18 protein-coding genes are annotated in these 17,749 nt (G+C 66.7%); 10 read left to right on the top strand and 8 right to left on the bottom strand.

Annotated elements, in window-relative coordinates:
• The first annotated feature begins 81 nt into the window (after positions 1–81).
• Together IFR23_RS00955 and pyrF are read left to right on the top strand one after the other, a co-directional pair.
• Positions 82–444, top strand: coding sequence for a lipopolysaccharide assembly protein LapA domain-containing protein (locus IFR23_RS00955; protein WP_192974333.1), 363 nt, complete (start codon positions 82–84; stop codon positions 442–444).
• Positions 444–1,118, top strand: coding sequence for an orotidine-5'-phosphate decarboxylase (gene pyrF / locus IFR23_RS00950; RefSeq protein WP_192974332.1), 675 nt, complete (start codon positions 444–446; stop codon positions 1,116–1,118). The genes IFR23_RS00955 and pyrF overlap by 1 nt, the downstream gene beginning before the upstream one ends.
• Before the next feature lie 23 nt (positions 1,119–1,141).
• Here the strand turns inward: pyrF and IFR23_RS00945 are convergent, their stop codons facing one another.
• Positions 1,142–1,531: a hypothetical protein gene (locus tag IFR23_RS00945; RefSeq protein ID WP_192974331.1), complete on the bottom strand. Its 390-nt coding sequence runs from the start codon at positions 1,529–1,531 to the stop codon at positions 1,142–1,144.
• A gap of 36 nt (positions 1,532–1,567) precedes the next feature.
• On the opposite strand from IFR23_RS00945, the gene IFR23_RS00940 reads away from it, so the two are divergent.
• The 6 genes from IFR23_RS00940 (at position 1,568) to IFR23_RS00915 (ending at position 7,370) form a co-directional block, all read left to right on the top strand.
• Positions 1,568–2,203 (top strand): phosphoribosylanthranilate isomerase, encoded by a 636-nt coding sequence (locus IFR23_RS00940; protein ID WP_192974330.1) that lies wholly within the window; start codon positions 1,568–1,570, stop codon positions 2,201–2,203.
• 162 nt (positions 2,204–2,365) lie between these two features.
• Positions 2,366–3,607, top strand: a complete 1,242-nt coding sequence (trpB, locus tag IFR23_RS00935; protein ID WP_192974329.1) for a tryptophan synthase subunit beta — start codon at positions 2,366–2,368, stop codon at positions 3,605–3,607.
• A gap of 124 nt (positions 3,608–3,731) precedes the next feature.
• Positions 3,732–4,544, top strand: coding sequence for a tryptophan synthase subunit alpha (gene trpA, locus IFR23_RS00930; RefSeq protein ID WP_192974328.1), 813 nt, complete (start codon positions 3,732–3,734; stop codon positions 4,542–4,544).
• Entirely contained in the window at positions 4,541–5,392 is an 852-nt protein-coding gene (accD, locus tag IFR23_RS00925) for an acetyl-CoA carboxylase, carboxyltransferase subunit beta (protein WP_056486848.1), read from the top strand. Before trpA ends, accD begins: the two co-directional genes overlap by 4 nt.
• A 113-nt stretch (positions 5,393–5,505) precedes the next feature.
• A complete protein-coding gene (locus IFR23_RS00920; protein ID WP_192974327.1) occupies positions 5,506–6,825 on the top strand; it encodes a bifunctional folylpolyglutamate synthase/dihydrofolate synthase in 1,320 nt (439 codons plus the stop codon).
• Between the two features lie 68 nt (positions 6,826–6,893).
• Positions 6,894–7,370, top strand: a complete 477-nt coding sequence (locus IFR23_RS00915) for a DUF6628 family protein (protein WP_244186687.1) — start codon at positions 6,894–6,896, stop codon at positions 7,368–7,370.
• 7 nt (positions 7,371–7,377) lie between these two features.
• On the opposite strand, the gene IFR23_RS00910 is transcribed toward IFR23_RS00915, so the two are convergent.
• A complete protein-coding gene (locus IFR23_RS00910; protein ID WP_192974326.1) occupies positions 7,378–8,709 on the bottom strand; it encodes an AmpG family muropeptide MFS transporter in 1,332 nt (443 codons plus the stop codon).
• Between the two features lie 87 nt (positions 8,710–8,796).
• Complete coding sequence (locus IFR23_RS00905) at positions 8,797–9,228, bottom strand: response regulator (RefSeq protein ID WP_093396871.1); 432 nt, start codon at positions 9,226–9,228, stop codon at positions 8,797–8,799.
• A gap of 120 nt (positions 9,229–9,348) precedes the next feature.
• Between IFR23_RS00905 and IFR23_RS00900 the strand changes: the two genes are divergently transcribed.
• Positions 9,349–10,929 carry a pseudouridine synthase gene (locus IFR23_RS00900; protein ID WP_192974325.1) on the top strand — a complete coding sequence of 527 codons (1,581 nt, stop codon included), beginning with the start codon at positions 9,349–9,351 and terminating at the stop codon, positions 10,927–10,929.
• On the top strand, positions 10,929–11,471 hold the full coding sequence (gene rsmD / locus IFR23_RS00895; protein WP_192974324.1) for a 16S rRNA (guanine(966)-N(2))-methyltransferase RsmD: 543 nt from the start codon (positions 10,929–10,931) through the stop codon (positions 11,469–11,471). Before IFR23_RS00900 ends, rsmD begins: the two co-directional genes overlap by 1 nt.
• 33 nt (positions 11,472–11,504) lie before the next feature.
• Here rsmD and IFR23_RS00890 read toward each other — a convergent pair whose 3' ends face one another.
• From IFR23_RS00890 to secY, 5 genes are all read right to left on the bottom strand, one after another.
• Positions 11,505–12,764, bottom strand: coding sequence for an MFS transporter (locus IFR23_RS00890; RefSeq protein ID WP_192974323.1), 1,260 nt, complete (start codon positions 12,762–12,764; stop codon positions 11,505–11,507).
• A gap of 171 nt (positions 12,765–12,935) precedes the next feature.
• Positions 12,936–14,282 carry an ATP-binding protein gene (locus tag IFR23_RS00885; protein ID WP_192974322.1) on the bottom strand — a complete coding sequence of 449 codons (1,347 nt, stop codon included), beginning with the start codon at positions 14,280–14,282 and terminating at the stop codon, positions 12,936–12,938.
• The gene (locus IFR23_RS00880; protein WP_056050249.1) at positions 14,279–14,971 is read right to left on the bottom strand and encodes a winged helix-turn-helix domain-containing protein; all 693 of its coding nucleotides are present in this window, start codon (positions 14,969–14,971) and stop codon (positions 14,279–14,281) included. The genes IFR23_RS00885 and IFR23_RS00880 overlap by 4 nt, the downstream gene beginning before the upstream one ends.
• Before the next feature lie 396 nt (positions 14,972–15,367).
• Complete coding sequence (locus tag IFR23_RS00875) at positions 15,368–16,018, bottom strand: adenylate kinase (RefSeq protein ID WP_056487096.1); 651 nt, start codon at positions 16,016–16,018, stop codon at positions 15,368–15,370.
• A gap of 52 nt (positions 16,019–16,070) precedes the next feature.
• Positions 16,071–17,435, bottom strand: a complete 1,365-nt coding sequence (secY, locus tag IFR23_RS00870) for a preprotein translocase subunit SecY (protein ID WP_055872627.1) — start codon at positions 17,433–17,435, stop codon at positions 16,071–16,073.
• Positions 17,436–17,749 lie beyond the last annotated feature (314 nt).

Genomic DNA, 17,749 nt, shown 5'->3' with positions numbered 1-17,749 from the left:
CTGGCCAAACGGGCGATCTGGCGGTAGCTCTCGGGTCCCCATCGGCGCTTCGGCACCGAGGGACGCGATAGAGGTGGCCACATGCAGTTCCTGAAAATCCTGTTCTGGTGCCTGCTGGCGTTCATCGCCGCAGTGTTCACCATCAGCAACTGGAACGCGGTGCAGATCCAGCTCTGGGGTGGGCTGATCGCCGACGTGAACCTGCCGCTGCTGCTGCTGGTGACGTTCCTGATCGGGTTCGTCCCGACGATGATCTACAATCACGCGATCCGGTGGCGGCTGCGTCAGCGCCTCGCGACGTGCGAGCGTTCGCTGGCGGACCTGCGTACGCCGCGGCCCGAGACAGTAGTTGCTGTGCCGTCGGTCGCGGTGCCGGGAGAGCTCCCCGCAATCGTGACGCCGCCCACCGTTACACCAACCACCATTCCGCCGAGCGTCGCCTGATGACCAACCGTATCTTCGTCGCGCTCGACACGCCCGACCTCGCCCGCGCCAAGGCCCTCGCTACCCGCGTTCGCCATCATGTCGGCGGGATCAAGCTCGGCCTCGAATTCTTTTCCGCGCATGGCCAGCCCGGCGTGCACGCGATGGCGGAATTCGGCCTGCCGATCTTCCTCGACCTGAAGCTGCACGACATTCCGAACACGGTCGCCAAGGCGGTGCAGGCCTTAGGCGCGCTCGAACCAGCGATCCTGACGGTCCATGCCAGCGGCGGTCGCGCGATGCTGGAGGATGCCAAGGCAGCGGCCCCGATCGGCACCAAGGTCATCGCGGTGACGATGCTGACGAGCCTCGACGCCTCCGATCTCGCCGCGACCGGCGTAGTCGGCAGCGCGCACGACCAGGTCACGCGCCTGACCGAGCTTGCCTGCGAGGCAGGCGTCGACGGTATCGTATGCTCTGGTGCCGAAGTCGCGGCAGCCAAGGCGATCTGGCCGAAGGGGTTCTTCGTCGTCCCCGGCGTACGCCTTCCCGATGGCCAGATCGGCGACCAGAAACGCGTCGTCACGCCGCGCCAGGCGATGGACGCCGGCGCCTCGATCCTGGTGGTCGGTCGCCCGATCACGCAGGCCGAGGACCCCGACACCGCCGCCCGCGCAATGGCCGCGACGCTCTGACGAGGGGGCGTACCTAGCCCCCTTTACCATTCGCCGCCGTTACCAGTTGGGACGGCAATCGCGCGGATAGCAGTCAGTATCTCGGGAAGGCAGAACCACACGGCCGAGAGCGCGATCCAGGTGATGGCCGTCATCCGCGCCCGCCAGCCTCGCAACGCCCCAGCGCCGACGTTCCAGTGGCCCCGCCGAACCGCGAACGCGGCGATCGTGAACATACCGCCATTTACCCATGCCCACGCTACCAGCCGATCGGTTGGCAACCACGACGTCAGCGAATAGCCGGTATAAATCCGCACCAATCCATCGATCGCGGCTAGATGGATGATGACGACCGGCAGTATCCAGCGCCCCGCGCCCGTCGCGAATTGACGATATTCGGACAGGTCGGTGGAATGGTCTTGATCAGACTGCACTGGTTTGGCCTCCACGAACGCACTAGCAAGACGCGCATGAAGAAAACGAAAATCTGCGGCCTCTCCACGCCCGCCACGCTCGACGCTGCGATCAGGCACGGGGCGAGTCATGTCGGGTTCGTCTTCTTTCCCGCCTCGCCTCGCCACGTGACGTTTGCGAAGGCGGCCGAACTTGCCGCGCGCGTACCGGGCCATGTCGCCAAGGTGGGCGTGTTCGTCGATCCGGAGGACGACATGCTCGAACAGGCGGTCGGCTCGGCGGCGTTGGACGTGCTGCAACTCCACAAGGTGACACCGCCACGCGCCGCCGCGATCCGCGCTAAGTTCGGGATCGAGACCTGGGTCGCGGTCGCTGTTCGCACGCGCGGTGATCTGGATGCGGCGCACGGGTTCGTCGGGGTCGCCGACCGGATACTGTACGACGCGAAGACCCCGGACTCGGCCGCGCTGCCCGGCGGAATGGGATTGCGGTTCGACTGGGACCTGCTCGACGGGTTCAAGCATCCGCTGCCTTGGGCGCTGTCGGGCGGGCTCGATCCGGCGAATGTCGCGGAAGCGATCCGGCGGACAGGGGCGGAATTGGTCGATGTCTCCTCAGGCGTCGAAAGCGAGCCCGGAACGAAGGACGAAGCCAAGATCGCGGCGTTTCTGAAGGCGGTCGCCGCGCGCTAGCACCACCCCGGCGAAGGCCGGGGCCTAATTGGAAAGGTCGAGGTGACGGAGCATCCGACTCTCCAAAAAGCCTTTCCCAATCGGGCCCCGGCCTCCGCCGGGGTGGCCTTTAGCGGAAACGGAAGGGGTGACAGCGATTTACGAAGTGCTAAACGCCCACTCATGAACGCTCCCACCCTCGCCCCCAACTCCTACCGCGCCCAGCCCGACGAGCGCGGCCATTTCGGCGACTTCGGCGGTCGCTATGTCGCCGAGACGCTGATGCCGCTCGTCCTCGAACTCGACGAGGCGTATCGCGCGGCCAAGGCCGACCCCGCCTTCAAGGCGCAGTTCGACGACCTGCTCGAACATTATGTCGGCCGCCCGAGCCCGCTCTACTACGCCGAGCGCCTGACCGAGGCGCTCCGCGAGTCCGCTCCCGAGGGGAGGGGCGCGCAGGTTTGGTTCAAGCGCGACGAGCTGAACCACACCGGCGCGCACAAGATCAACAATTGCATCGGTCAGATCCTGCTCGCGATGCGAATGGGCAAGACGCGGATCATCGCCGAGACCGGCGCGGGCCAGCACGGCGTCGCCACTGCCACGGTCTGCGCGCGCTTCGGCCTGCCCTGCGTGATCTACATGGGTGCGAAGGACGTCGAGCGGCAGGCGCCCAACGTGTTCCGCATGAAGCTGCTCGGCGCCGAAGTCCGCCCCGTGACGAGCGGCGCACACACGCTAAAGGACGCGATGAACGAGGGCATGCGCGACTGGGTCGCGAACGTCCACGACACCTTCTACATCATCGGCACCGCCGCGGGCCCGCACCCGTATCCGGAGATGGTCCGCGATTTCCAGAGCGTGATCGGCACCGAGGCACGCGCGCAGATGCTGGAGCGGGTCGGTCGCCTGCCCGACATGCTGGTCGCCGCGATCGGTGGTGGCTCGAACGCCATCGGACTGTTCCATCCGTTCCTCGACGATGCCGACGTGCAGATGCTCGGCGTCGAGGCGGCGGGTCATGGGCTGGACAAGCAGCACGCGGCGAGCCTTGCGGGCGGTTTCCCGGGTGTGCTCCACGGCAACAAGACGTATCTGTTGCAGGACGAGGATGGCCAGATCACCGAGGCGCATTCGATCTCGGCCGGCTTGGATTATCCCGGCATCGGCCCGGAGCATGCGTGGCTGCGCGATATCGGCCGCGTCCAATATGACAGCGCCACCGACACCGAAGCGCTCGACGCGTTCCAGTTGCTGTGCCGGACCGAGGGCATCATCCCCGCGCTCGAACCATCGCACGCGATCGCGACCGTGACGAAGAAGGCGCGCGAGATGCGGCAGGACCAGATCATCCTCGCCAACCTGTGCGGCCGCGGCGACAAGGACATCTTCACCGTCGCCGAAGCACTCGGGGTGGCGATATGATCGCACTTCTGCTCCCCTCCCGCTTGCGGGAGGGGTCGGGGGAGGGCCTGTTCGCTCCTCGGACCTTGGATGTGCGGCTATGTCAGCCCCTCCCCCAACCCCTCCCGCGAGCGGGAGGGGAGCTGTGAACCGCCTCGCCGATACCTTCGCACGCACCGCCGCCGCCGGGCGTGCCGCGCTCGTCGCGTTCGTGACCGCGGGTGATCCCACCACCGAGGCCACCGGCCCGATCCTCGACGCGCTCGTCGCAGGCGGCGCGGATGCGATCGAACTCGGCATGCCGTTCACCGATCCGATGGCCGACGGCCCCGCGATCCAGGCCGCAAACATCCGCAGCCTCGCGCAAGGGACGCGCACCGCCGACATCCTCGCCACTGCCACCGCGTTCCGCGCACGCCATCCGGACGTGCCGCTGGTCCTTATGGGCTATGGCAACCCGATGCTCCGGCGCGGCGCGGACTGGTTCGCCGAGGCGGCTGCCAACGCCGGTGTCGACGGTGTGATCTGCGTCGACGTGCCGCCCGAAGAGGACGATGCGCTCGGCCCTCAGTTGCGTGCCGCCGGGATCGACCTGATCCGCCTCGCCACCCCCACCACCGATGCTGCCCGCCTGCCGACCGTGCTCGATGGCGCGAGTGGGTTCCTGTATTACGTCTCGGTCGCCGGCATCACCGGGCTCCAGCAGGCGCAGCAATCCTCGATCGAGGACGCCGTCGCTCGCCTCAAGGCGCAGACCGACATCCCGATCGCGGTCGGCTTCGGCATCCGCACACCTGAGCAGGCGGCGAACGTCGCCCGCGTCGCGGACGGCGTCGTCGTCGGTTCGGCGATCGTCGAACTGGTCGCGCAGCACGGTGCAGCTGCGGCCGAGCCGGTCCGCGCCTATATCAAGTCTCTCGCCGACGCCGTTGCCTCGGCCCGAAAGGTCTCCGCATGAGCTGGCTCAACAGCGTCCGCAACGTCTTGCCCTTCGTCGCGAAGCGCGAAACGCCCGAGAATCTCTGGCACAAGTGCAAGGGCTGCGGGCAGATGGTCTTCACCAAGGAGCTCGAGGACAATCTGTACGTCTGCCCGAAATGCGATCATCACGACCGTATCGGGCCGAAGATCCGCTTTGCGCAGCTCTTCGACGAGGGTAGCTGCAGCGAACTCCCCGCACCGAAAGTGCCCGAGGATCCGCTGAAGTTCCGCGACCAGAAGCGCTATACCGATCGCCTCAAGGCGGCGCGGACCGACAATAGCGAGCAGGATGCGCTGATCAACGCACGTGGCGCGATCGACGGCCACCGAGTCGTCGTCGGCGTGCAGGATTTCGGCTTCATGGGCGGCTCGATGGGCCTGGCCGTCGGCGAGGCGTTCGTCCGCGGCGTCGAGGCGGCGATCGAGGACCGCGTGCCCTACGTGATCTTCACGGCAAGCGGCGGTGCGCGGATGCAGGAGGGCATCCTCAGCCTCATGCAGATGCCGCGCAGCACGGTCGCGATCCAGATGCTGCACGATGCCGGGCTGCCGTACATCGTCGTGCTCACCGACCCGACCTCGGGTGGCGTGATGGCGGCCTATGCGATGCTCGGCGACGTGCAAATTGCCGAGCCCAAGGCGACGCTGGCGTTCACCGGTCGCCGCGTGATCGAGAGCACGATCCGCGAGAAGCTGCCCGAGGATTTCCAGACGTCGGAATATTATCTCGAGCACGGGATGATCGACATGGTCGTCCACCGGAAGGACCTGCGCGAGCAGCTCGGTACGGTGATCGGGTATCTCAGCGCGCGCGAGGCCGCGTAACGCACTCCCTCTCCCCTTCGGGGAGAGGGTCGGGGTGAGGGGCAGCCACAGACGCGGCGCTCGGAACTGCCCCTCACCCCAGCCCTCTCCCCGGAGGGGAGAGGGAGCCTAGAATGCCCGACCACGCCGTTTCTTCCTCGCCCGCGGTACAGGCCCAACTCGACCGCCTCACCGCACTGTCGCCCGGCGCCGACATCCTCGGCCTTGAGCGCATCACCGCGCTCCTAAGCCGGCTCGGCGACCCCCACCTCGATCTCCCCCCGGTGTTCCACGTCGCCGGCACCAACGGCAAGGGCTCGACCTGCGCGTTCCTCCGCGCTGCGATCGAAGCCGCCGGGCACAGCGTCCACGTCTATTCCTCGCCCCACCTCGTCCGCTTCAACGAACGCATCCGCCTCGCAGGATCGCTGATCGAAGACGAGTTGCTCGCCGCCTTGCTGTCGGAAGTGCTCGACCAAGCCGCCGACCTCCAGGCGAGCTTCTTCGAAGTCACCACCGCCGCCGCCTTCCTCGCCTTCGCCCGCACGCCCGCCGCAGCGACGATCGTCGAAGTCGGTCTCGGCGGTCGGCTCGACGCAACCAACATCATCCCGAATCCGGTCGTCACCGGCATCGCCGCGCTCGGCATCGATCACCAGTCGTTCCTCGGCGACACGCTGCTGGAGATCGCCGGCGAGAAAGCGGGCATCGCCAAGTCCGGCGTGCCGCTCGTCACGATGGACTATCCCAAGGCCCTCCGCGCGAAGATTGCCGCGGTCGCCGATGCCGCCGGCGCGCCGGTGTTCGCCCGCGGCACAGCCTGGACGAGCGAGACCGCACGATCGACCGTCCGCTACGAGGATACCGGCTTTTCGGTCGTCACCAACCGCCCCCGGCTCGTCGGCGCGCACCAGTCGCGCAACCTCGCGCTCGCGATCGCGATGCTTCGTCACCAGGGCGCACTGCACATTCCCGAAGCGGCGATGCGCGCCGCCGCGGACTGGGCGCACTGGCCGGCGCGGATGCAGCGATTGTCGGATGGCCCGCTGCTCGCGCGATTGCCCGAGGGCAGCGAGTTGTGGCTCGACGGCGCGCACAATCCCAACGCTGCGCAACCGGTCGCGCGTGCGCTAAGGACGCTCGCCAAGGGCCGGCCGGTGACACTGATCCTCGGCATGCTCGCGAATAAGGATGCGGACGCCGTGATCCGCATCCTGTCACCATCGGTCGGCCACGTCATCGCCATCCCCGTCCCCGGCCACGCTCATCACGCGCCCGAGGCACTTGCGACGCTCGCCCGATCGTTCGGAAAGACCGCTGGAACAGCCGCCACGCCCAGTGAAGCGCTAGCCTCGATCGCCGCACCAACCGACCAGCGGCAACTCGTGCTGATCGCCGGTTCGCTCTACCTCGCCGGTGAAGTGCTCGCCGCAAACGACCAACCGCCGGACTGACTTCTTATTGCTATTGACTATCAATAACCAACAGGCGACTTTGTGGGCACCACCACGGAGTCGCGTGAATGACCGATACCCGCCCCAATTCGACGACCAACTCGACGGCCGCCTCGACACAGACCATCGCCAGCGCGACCTCGCTGTTGCCCCATGCGCTACCGCCTTGTGAAAACGCGCGAATAGCCTTGTTCGCGATGCGGCGGATGGGCGCACACGGCCTCGCCGACGCCCGCGCTTCGCACACGATGTTCACTGCGTTCGGACAAGGCTTCCGTCGCCCGCTGGTCCTGCTGAGGGCACTGATGGCGGACCTTGCCGGTACTTCGGCGGGGACGATCGCGATCGCCCCGTGCTGCTGCGCGCGGATGACGCCGGCGGAATCGGCGATGCTGTCGGTGCTCGCGCGCGTCGAGACTGCGCCCGAGATCGCACGCTATCTTATGGCGGACCTGCTCGGCGTCCGTCGCATCGACGGCGTCCTCGCCAGCGCCGCCGCGGTCGCAGCGGCGTTTGCCGACGAGGGACGCCCAATCACGGTGTAGCGGCGGGCTAGACCGGATCACCGGCGCGGGCGTCGCCTTCACCCTCGACGCCCGCGCTGCCGATCGAACGGTCGATCATCCCCGACCGGCTCATCCACCAGAACAGGACGATGCCCGGCAGCGCGAGGGCGGTCGTCAGTAGATAGAAATCCACATAGCCGAACGCCTCGATCAGCGCGCCGGCAGTGGTGCCGGTGACGATCCGTCCGACGATGCTTGCTGCTGCCGAGATCAGCGCGAACTGCGCTGCGGTGAAGCGCAGATCGCATAGCGCCGAGAAGTACGCGATCACGACGACGCCGCCAAAACCGCTCGACGCGTTCTCGAAGCCGATCGCTGACGCCATGCCGAAGTTCGAGTGCCCGGCGGCGGCCAGCGCCGCGAACGACAGATTCGAAACGCCCATCAGCACCAGCGACAGCAGCACCGATCGCTTCATGCCCATCCGCGCGTACAGGATGCCACCGATGAAGATGCCCACCAGATAGGCGATGAAACCGATCCCGACATCGTAGAACGCGATCTCGTCGCCGGTGAAGCCGAGGTCGTCGAACAGCAGTCGCAGCGTCAGATTGGCGAGCGTGTCGCCGACCTTGAAAATCAGGATGAAGGCGAGAACGATGAACGCCCCTTCGCGCGAGAAGAACTGGACGAACGGCCCCCAGATCGCGCGAAAGCCCTCCGCGAGCCCGCGGCGTTCGATTGGCGGACGGCGGCGTTCGGGCTCGCCCAGCACTAGGCCCGCCAGGACCGCGGGTAACGCAAAGACGACGCACGCCAGATAGGCCGCGTTCCAACCGGCGCGTTCGGCGACCACCAGCGCCAGCGCACCCGAGCCTGCCGAGCCGATCCGCCAGCCATATTGGCTCATCCCGGAGCCTACGCCTAATTGGCGCGGTTCGAGCGTCTCGATCCGGAATGCGTCGATCACGACGTCGAAGGTTGCGCCAGCCGCACCAACGAGGATCGCTGCGGTTGCGGTGGAGGTGATGCTGGCCGCCGGGTCGATCAGAGCGAGATTGACTACCGCGGCAACTACCAGCGCAGCCGTCACGATCAGCCACGAGACGCGTTGACCCAGTCTCCCGATGATCGGAAGCCGAACGCCGTCGACCACCCACGCCCACAGGAACTTCAGGTTGTAGACGAGGAAGGCGAGGCTGAACGCCGTCACCGTCTTCTTGTCGATACCGCTGGCCGCGAGCCGCGTCGTCAGCGTCGCGCCGATCATCGCATACGGAAAGCCCGAGGATATGCCGAGCGCCAATGCTGCCAGCGGTGCCTTCTCCGCATAGGGTCGGAAGCCGTCGCTCCAGCGCTTGCCTACGGTTCCGTTCATCGCACTTACGCTCCCACTCGCTTGCGCGGGACCCTAACGGGAAATCGCGGATGCGCTACCCGTCAGGCGACGGAGCGTGGGGAAACGTCACGCCGTCCGCGGAAACAACGTGAAACCCGACGGAACGCGCGTCGGCTTGCGGCCACCGAGCATCGCCTCGATCGCCTCGATCGCCGCGATCAGGTCGCGGGGCATATACGGCTTGGCCATGCAACCGGCGGCGAGCGTGGTCGCCTCGACCGGGCAGCTTCCCGTCACGAACATCACCGGCACGCCGCGGGCCTGTGCCGCGCGCGCGACGTCGATGCCGGACCCGTCCGCTAGATTCACGTCGACCAACACGAGGTCAATCACCGTGTCGCTGGCGAGGATCGGCAAGGCTTCCGCGACCCGGTCGATCGTCGCGACGATCGTGAACTTCGCGTCGGTCAGGAAATATTCGGTGTCGAACGCGACCAGCGGTTCGTCCTCGACCACGAGGAGCCGGACGATCTGCCGCTTCTTCTTCCCGAACAACATCGCCGAAAGACCCCCGGATGCGCACGAAGGATCGTTACGCTCGCGTGTCCTAACGCGCTTGCGGGCGAACGGTCGCAAATATTTTCGCGCTGGACGCCGATCCATAGTATCAGCCGCGCCATGACGACTTCAAAAGACGATAACCCGACTGCCAGCCCGTCGAACGACGCGCCCGCAACCTCCCCCGAAACGCCGGCCGCACCGATCAAGGGGGACCGTATCGCCAAGCTGCTCGCACGCGCCGGGATCGCCTCGCGCCGCGATATCGAGCGGATGATCGCCGAGGGCCGAGTCGCGCTCAATGGCAGCATTCTCGACACGCCGGCGACGATCCTGCGCAACCTCAACGGCGTTACGGTCGATGGCGACCCGGTCGAGGCTCCGAGTTCGGCTCGGCTGTTCCTGTATCACAAGCCGACCGGGCTGCTCGTCACCGAGCGCGATCCCGCCGGCCGTACGACGATCTATGACCGCCTGCCGCAGGATCTGCCACGGCTGGTGCCGGTCGGCCGCCTCGATCTCAACACCGAGGGGCTGTTGCTGATGACCACCGATGGTGGGCTCAAGCGCCAGCTCGAGCTGCCCGCGACGGGTGTCGAGCGTGCCTATCGTGCGCGTGCGTATGGCAATATCACGCAGCCGCAGCTCGAGGAACTGATCGAGGGTATCGAGATCGAGGGCGTCCGCTACGGCTCGATCAACGCGAATATCGAGCGGCGTACTGGTGCCAACGTCTGGATCGAGATGATCCTGACCGAGGGCAAGAACCGCGAAGTCCGCCGCGTGCTGGAGCATCTCGGGTTGCAGGTCTCGCGGCTGATCCGGACGCGCTACGGCCCGTTCGTGCTCGGCGACCTGCCGCCGGGGCAGATCGGCGAAGTCCTGCAGCACGACGTCGTCGCGTTCCAGAAGGAACTCGCGAAGGGTCGACCCGAGGGTCCGGGCGCGCGCGCGAACATAGGGATCAGCGCGAGTGCCGGTGCGGGGGCCGGGATCGGCGCGCGGTCTAGCCAGCGGGGCAGCAATGCGCCGCGGCCTGCACCGACGGCACGGCCAGCGCCGGGTGCGCGTCCAGTTTCGGGCGCGCGGCCTACTACTGGCGTGCGTACGCCGGTTCGCAGTCCGTATGCGGCACCTGCAAGCTCTGGCTTTTCGAGCGGCGCGGTACCGACCGATCGACCTTCGCGACCGGCGCGGCCCGAGCGGATCCGTCCGACCGCGGCGATGCAGCGCGGCGACGTCAACGATCCCTGGGCGCGGCCGGATGTGCGGAATGCCGCTCGGCCGACGGGAACGCATCACGCCCGGCCGACGAGTGGCGAGACCTCCAAGCCGTACGTGCGGCAGGAGCGTGCCGATCGCGGCGAGGAGCTGAGCACGAACCCCAAGATCAAGCATTTCCGCGCCGCCAAGCCACCGCGGGAGCGCGCTGCGCCGTCGCGAGTCGGTGCGGGCGCTACCGTCCAGCGTCAGGAACAGCCGCGGGGCTTCCGTCCGCAGGCGGACGATTCGCGGGGGCGCAGTTCACTCGACAAGCGCGCGGCGCGGAGTGCCAGCGGGCGTCCGGGTGCCGAGCCACGGCCCGTGCGTTCGGAGGGTCCGGCGCGGCCTGAACGCGGTACACGGCCTACTGCGCCCGGCAAGGGTCCGTCGGGAGGGCGCGGTCATCCGCCCCGTGCACCACGTGGAGGGAAGCGCTGATGCGGATCATCGCAGGCCAATGGCGCGGTCGCCCGATCGTCGCGCCCAAGGGTGACTCCACCCGTCCCACCGCCGACCGGATGCGCGAGACGTTGTTCTCGATGCTGACGAGCCGCGTCGGGAGCTTCGAGGGGTTGGCGGTCGCCGATCTATTCGCAGGCTCGGGCGCGCTGGGGATCGAGGCACTTTCGCGCGGCGCGGGGACGTGCATGTTCGTCGAATCGGACAAGCTGGCGGTCGACGCGCTCAAGGCCAACCTCGCCAAGCTGGAGATCCGCGGTGATGTCCGCGCGACGTCGGTGATGGCGCTCGGGCCCGCACCGGCGCCGCTCGACGTGATCCTGATGGATCCGCCCTACAACACCGGTGCCGGACTGGTCGCGCTCGACAAGCTGTCGCGGCTGGGTTGGGTCGGGCCGGCGACATGGATCAGCCTGGAGACGGCGAAGGCCGAGGTCGTCGAACTCCCCGGCTTCGAGGTCGACGCCACGCGCGTGCACGGTAAGGCCCGGCTGACGCTGTTGCGGCCAGTGTCCGCGTGAAGGAATGCTCTCCCGCAGAAGCGGGAGAGCGTTCTACCTGTCGGTCGTGCGGCCGAGGATCAGCAGCCCGCCAAGGCTCAGCACCCCGGCCGCCATCAGATACCCGCCGACCAGCCACAACCCATGCGGGGCCAATGCCTCCGCGACGATCGGCGCCAGCGCACCGCCGAGTACGCCGCCAAGATTGAACGTCATCGACACGCCGGTGTAGCGCACCCCCGCCGGAAACAGGCTCGGCAGCCAGCCACCGAGCGGGCCGTACGCGAACCCCATCGCGAACAGCGCGCCCGATAGCCACAGCCACACCGTGAACAGCGATCCCGAGCCCAGCATCGGCCCCATCAGCGCGCCGACGCCGATGCACCCGGCAAACCCGATCGCGAGCATCCGTGTTGCCGAGTGCCGGTCCGCGAGCACGCTGGCCACGATCACGCCGCCTGCCAAGAACCAGATCGCGACGAGTTCGACACCGAGGAACGCCTCGCGTGAATAGCCGAGTGTCTTCGTGCCGTAACCAAGCGCGAACGCGGTCGCGAGGTAGAACAGCGCGAAGCACGCGATCACCCCGAATGTGCCGGCCAAGGTCGCGCGCAGGTGCTTCGTCAGCAGGGTCGCGATCGGCACCTTCGGGAGCGCCTCGGTAGCTTCGGCTTCCAGGAAGGCGGGCGTCTCGGTCAGCTTCAGGCGTACCCACAGACCGAGTCCAACAAGGATCGCGCTGAGCAGGAACGGGATCCGCCAGCCCCAGGCAAGGAACTGCGCCTCGTCGAGCACGAGACCGATGATCAGGAACAGCCCATTCGCGGCAAGGAAGCCCACCGGGGCACCGAGCGGCGGGAACATGCCCCAGGTGTTTCTTCGGTGCGGCGGCGCGTTCTCGACCGCCAGCAACGCCGCCCCGCCCCATTCGCCGCCGAGGCCCAGCCCCTGCCCCAGCCGCATCAGGCACAGCAGCGCCGGCGCGATCCAGCCGACCTGTGCATAGGTTGGCAAGAAGGCGATACCGACGGTCGATCCGCCCATCAGCAACAGCGATGCAACGAGGGTGGACTTGCGTCCGATCCGATCGCCAAAATGCCCGAACACGATCGCGCCGACCGGGCGGGCGATGAAGGCCAGGCCAAACGTAGCGTAGCTCAGCAGCAACTGCGCGGATGCGGACTGGCCTGAAAAGAACAGCGGCCCGAACACCAGGGCCGCGGCGGTCGCGTAGATATAGAAATCGTAGAACTCGACCGCGGTGCCGACCAGGCTGGCGGCGAGGATGCGGCGATGGGAAGCGAGCGTCGTCATGGACATGGTCTCGCCGGGGAGGCGGTTCCGGTCAACCGATTGCGCTTACAATCCTCCCCCGCCAGGGGGAGGTGGCGCGTAGCGACGGAGGGGGAGGACACGCAACCGAGGTTAGCCTTTCCTCCCCCTCCGTCTGGCAAGCGCCAGCCACCTCCCCCCTGCGGGGCAGGATCAGACTGGGAGGACGATCCGCGCGACGAGGCCGGGGGCGTTGTCGGCGAGTTCGAAATGGCCATCGTGGAGCCGCGCTACCGCCTCGATCAGCGCCATGCCGAGTCCTGCGCCTGGGGTCGAGCGGGCGCTGTCGAGCCGGCCGAAGCGCTTCAACGCCTGGGCTCGGTCGGATGCCGCGATACCGGGGCCTCGGTCCTCGACCTGGATCGCGACGCCGTCGGTGCGGTGGACGATCCGCAGCGTGACTTCTCCGCCGCCAGCGCCGTGACGAAGCGCATTGTCGATCAGGTTGGTGATCGCCTGGCTGATGAGTTCGCGGTGGAGCTTCATCGGCGGTGGGCGGTCGTCGATCGCGATCGTGAAGACGAGGCCAGCGTCCTCTGCGACGGGCGCGTAGAGTTCGCCGATCTCCTCCAGCAGGTTCGCGGGCAAGACCTCGATGAAGCGATCGCGTGAGACCGAGCCCGAGCGGCTGATCTCGATTACCATCGTGAGCATCCGCATCACCAGGTCGGTTTCGACCAGGAGGCCGCCCAGCGCCGCTTCCCGAGCGTCGGGATCGGCGATCAGCACCGCCTGCTCGGTCTTGGTGCGCAAGCGCGCGAGCGGCGAGCGGAGGTCGTGCGCGAGGCTGTCGGTGACGATCCGCAGTTCGGCCATCACGCCTTCGAGCTTGCCGAGCATGACGTTGAGGCGGGCGGCAAGACGATCGAACGCATCGCCGCCACCCGCGATCATGTCGACGCGGCGCGACAGATCGCCCTCGCCAGCCGCCTCGATCGCCTTTGCAATGCCGTCAAGCCGGCGGCTGACGTAGCGCGTTAGGACAAGCCCTCCGACCACGCCAAGCGCGAGCGACAGGAACACGGCAACCGCGAGTGCGCGCTCGATCGCGCGTTCCTCTGCGGCGATCAGGTCGAGATTGCGACCGGTCAGCAGCCAGTAGCTGCCGAGCGGGTGGAGCGCGTACCCGGTCTCGCGCGCGGACCAGAGTTCGTCCGCACCGAGTCGTGCGATCCGGAACTGCGTGATGCGAAGGGGGACCGCGAGGCGTTCGGGCGCAATGCCGACGACGGCCCTGCCCTTCGGGTCGACCACTGCAAGCACGAGCGAGACATCGCCGGGGACGACCGCGCTGTCGATCGCCTGACGGATCGCGGGGAGGCCGCCGTTACGCCAGACCGCGCGGAGGGCTTCCGATTGTTCGGTGGTCTCGCGCCGGATCGCGTCGATCGCGTCAGCGCTGGTGGTCTTCCAGACGAAGCCGACCAGCGCGAGGTTGGAGATCAGCGCCAGCGCGATCGAGAGCAGCGCGATTCGGGCTGTTACCGAAAGGCGAATCACCCTTCTACGGCGAGTCGATAGCCTGCGCCGCGGACCGTGTGCAGGATCGGCGTCGGGAAACCTTCCTCGAGCTTGCGGCGGAGGCGACCGATATGGACGTCGACGACGTTCGAGCCCGGGTCAAAATGGTAGTTCCAGATCTTCTCGAGCATCATCGTGCGCGTCACCACCTGGCCGGCATGGCGGGCAAGGAATTCGAGCAGGTTGAACTCGCGGGCGCCAAGCGGGATCGAGCGGCCGGCGCGGGAGACGGCGCGGGCGAGCAGGTCGATCTCCAAGTCGCCGACGGAAAGCTTGGTCTTCTGAGGCTCCGTCGCGGCACGGTCGGAGCGGCGCAGCATGGCCTCGATCCGTGCGGAGAGCTCGGCGAACGAGAAGGGCTTGCACAGATAGTCGTCGGCGCCGGCCTTGAGGCCATCGACGCGATCGTCGACGGCGGCGAGCGCGGACAGGATCAGGACGGGCGTGGCGATACCGGCGGCGCGGATCGCGCTGACCATCGACAGGCCATCGAGACCAGGCAGCATGCGGTCTGCGATGATAAGGTCGAAAATGCCCTCGCTGGCGAGGAACAGGCCGTCGCGGCCGTCTGCACAGGCTTCGATTGCATGGCCGGCCTCAGCCAGGCCCTTGGCAAGATAGGCGGATGTCGAGGCGTCGTCCTCGACGATCAGGATCTTGCGGCTCAACGCGGTATCACCTTCCCTGCCACCGATTTCGGTCACCATCTCCTGCCCTTATAAACGGAAAGGCCGGCGGAAAGAACCCTTCCCGCCGGCCCCCACGGTACCCCCGGGAGTGACGGGCACCGATCTCTGGAAACTCATGCTGCCGTTGCTGGCCACGTGTTCGTTCTAGGATCGGGCGGGGGTCAGGGCGATGACCGAGGGGTGACAATTTCGTCATGTTGATGTTGTTAGATAAAGCATTTCAAGACGCGGACACACGATGCCCCTCCCCGTCATCCCGGCGGACGCCGGGACCCATGGTTGCGGAGTGGGTAGTGGTCGCGCGCCATCACATGGTCCGCCGTATCCGTGGGTCCCGGCGTTCGCCGGGATGACGGAGAGGGGGGCGGAACGCGCTTACTTCTTGTCTAGAATCGCAGCGATCGCCGAGCCGACGTGCGCAATATCCGCCATCCCATCAACCCGGTGCACCAAGCCACGCGCGTCATAGATCGGCAGGATCGGCGCCGTCTTCGCGCGGTATTCGGCCATGCGGTTGTGGACCGTTTCCGCATTGTCGTCCGGACGGCGCTTGAACTCGGTCGAGCCGCAGACGTCGCAGACGCCGGCAACGACCGGCTTCTTGTAGCGATCGTGATAGCCCGTGCCGCACTTGGCGCAGGTGTAGCGGCCGACGACGCGGTCGATCAACGCGGCCTCGTCGACGCCCAGTTCGATGACGTAGTCGAGCGTCCGACCGCGATCGGCAAGCAGACCGTCGAGCGCTTCGGCCTGCGCCGCGGTGCGCGGATAACCGTCGAAGATGACGCCGTTCGCCGTGTCCGGCTGATCGAGACGCTCGCCGATGATGCCCGAGACGATCTCGTCAGACACGAGACCGCCCGATTCCATGACCGACTTCGCCTGGAGGCCGACCGGCGTTCCGGCGGCGACCGCTGCACGCAGCATGTCGCCGGTCGAAAGCTGGACCATACCGCGCTCGCTGACGAGCGTAGCGGCCTGGGTGCCCTTGCCCGCGCCGGGCGGTCCAAGAAGGATGATATTCACGAAACGCACTCCCCTCGTTCGTGCAGGATTTTTACCGCGTTAGACCGGCAGCTTAACGAAGTCGATTGCCCTTGAGCTTCGCCTTCTTGATCAGGTCGCCATACTGGTGTGCCAGCAGGTGCGACTGGATCTGCGTCACCGTGTCCATCGTCACGTTGACGACGATCAGCAGGCTCGTGCCACCGAGGTAGAACGGGATCTGCAACGCGGTCACCAGATATTCGGGCAACAGGCAGATGATCGTCAGATACGCCGCACCGATCACGGTGATGCGCGTCAGCACGTAATCGAAGTAGTTCTCGGTGTTCTTGCCAGGGCGGATGCCGGGGATGAACCCGCCATTGCGCTTCAGGTTGTCGGCGGTTTCCTCGGGGTTGAAGACGACCGCGGTGTAGAAGAACGAGAAGAATATGATGCCCGCGCCGTACAGCAGCATGTACACGGGCGAACCGTGCTGAAGGTACTGGTTGAGCGTGATGATGAAGTCACCCCACTTCGATTCACCAGCGACGCGCTGCCCGGCGAACTGCGAGATCGTCAGCGGCATCAGCAGCAACGACGACGCGAAGATCGGCGGGATCACACCGGCGGTGTTGATCTTCAGCGGGAGATGGCTGCGATCGGCCTGCATGCCGCGCTGCGTCTGGCGCTTGGGATACTGGATCAGGATGCGGCGCTGCGCGCGCTCCATGAAGCAGATGAAGAGGATCAGCACGACCACCGCGACGACGATGCCTATCAGCTTGATCGGGTCGAGCGAGCCCGAGCGACCACCTTCGAGCAGGTTGACGAGCGTGACGGGGAGATGCGCGACGATGCCGGCCATGATGATCAGCGAGACACCGTTGCCGATGCCGCGGCTGGTGATCTGCTCGCCGAGCCACATCAGGAACATCGTACCGCCGATCAGCGAGATGACCGCGGCGACGCGGAACATCATGCCAGGCTCGATGACCGCCTGGATGCCTTGCGCCGCGCCGAGCGTCTCAAGGCCGACGGCGATGAAATAGCCCTGCACCGCGGTCAGGCCGACGGTGCCGTAGCGCGTATACTGGTTGAGGCGCTTGCGACCCGATTCGCCGTCCTTCTTGATGGCGGCGAGCGTCGGCGACAGCGACGTCGCGAGCTGCACCACGATCGAGGCAGTGATGTAGGGCATCACGCCGAGCGCGATCAGCGACATGCGGCTGAGCGAACCACCGGAGAAGGTGTTGAAGAAATCGAGCACGCCGCCCTGCGTCTGCTGCGAGAGCAGGCCGAGCGCGGTCGGGTCGACACCCGGCAGCGGGACATAGCTGAGCAGGCGGAAAATGATCAGCGCACCGATCGTGAACCACAACCGCTTCTTGAGGTCGGTCGCCTTCGCGAATTTCGAAAGGCTGATGCTTTGCGCCATCTGGTCGGCTGCGGATGCCATGCGTGTGATCGTCCTGGAAACAAAGAAGGCGGGATGCGTTGTGACCGCCCCCGCCGCTCATATAGGCGCACGGGCGCGCTTGTCTAATGGCTAGGTGGGATATGGATCGGTGGCGGAACCACCTCGTCCATTCAATTCCGCCGCCTTGTTGCCCTCACCCCATTCCGTTCGTCCCGAGTAGCCGTCGAGCTTGTCGAGACGGCGTATCGAAGGACTGACCCGCTTGGGTCTTGTACCTCGATACGAGTTCTCGACTGCGCTCGACCTCTACTCGGCACGAACGGGATGGGGGAGAGATCGTATGGGTTGCCGCG

Source organism: Sphingomonas sp. CFBP 13603, from assembly GCF_014892665.1.
GTDB lineage: Bacteria > Pseudomonadota > Alphaproteobacteria > Sphingomonadales > Sphingomonadaceae > Sphingomonas.
The sequence above is the reverse complement of the archived record's forward strand: the minus strand, read 5'-3'. Positions and strand labels throughout refer to the sequence as shown.

Coding starts and splice junctions, on each gene's coding strand:
- IFR23_RS00915 (WP_244186687.1), top strand. CDS start 6,894: ATGACCGATACCCGCCCCAATTCGACGACCAACTCGACGGCCGCCTCG.
- IFR23_RS00940 (WP_192974330.1), top strand. CDS start 1,568: ATGAAGAAAACGAAAATCTGCGGCCTCTCCACGCCCGCCACGCTCGAC.
- IFR23_RS00955 (WP_192974333.1), top strand. CDS start 82: ATGCAGTTCCTGAAAATCCTGTTCTGGTGCCTGCTGGCGTTCATCGCC.
- IFR23_RS00900 (WP_192974325.1), top strand. CDS start 9,349: ATGACGACTTCAAAAGACGATAACCCGACTGCCAGCCCGTCGAACGAC.
- IFR23_RS00920 (WP_192974327.1), top strand. CDS start 5,506: ATGCCCGACCACGCCGTTTCTTCCTCGCCCGCGGTACAGGCCCAACTC.
- secY (WP_055872627.1), bottom strand. CDS start 17,435: ATGGCATCCGCAGCCGACCAGATGGCGCAAAGCATCAGCCTTTCGAAA.
- accD (WP_056486848.1), top strand. CDS start 4,541: ATGAGCTGGCTCAACAGCGTCCGCAACGTCTTGCCCTTCGTCGCGAAG.
- IFR23_RS00890 (WP_192974323.1), bottom strand. CDS start 12,764: ATGACGACGCTCGCTTCCCATCGCCGCATCCTCGCCGCCAGCCTGGTC.
- IFR23_RS00910 (WP_192974326.1), bottom strand. CDS start 8,709: ATGAACGGAACCGTAGGCAAGCGCTGGAGCGACGGCTTCCGACCCTAT.
- IFR23_RS00905 (WP_093396871.1), bottom strand. CDS start 9,228: ATGTTGTTCGGGAAGAAGAAGCGGCAGATCGTCCGGCTCCTCGTGGTC.
- rsmD (WP_192974324.1), top strand. CDS start 10,929: ATGCGGATCATCGCAGGCCAATGGCGCGGTCGCCCGATCGTCGCGCCC.
- trpB (WP_192974329.1), top strand. CDS start 2,366: ATGAACGCTCCCACCCTCGCCCCCAACTCCTACCGCGCCCAGCCCGAC.
- pyrF (WP_192974332.1), top strand. CDS start 444: ATGACCAACCGTATCTTCGTCGCGCTCGACACGCCCGACCTCGCCCGC.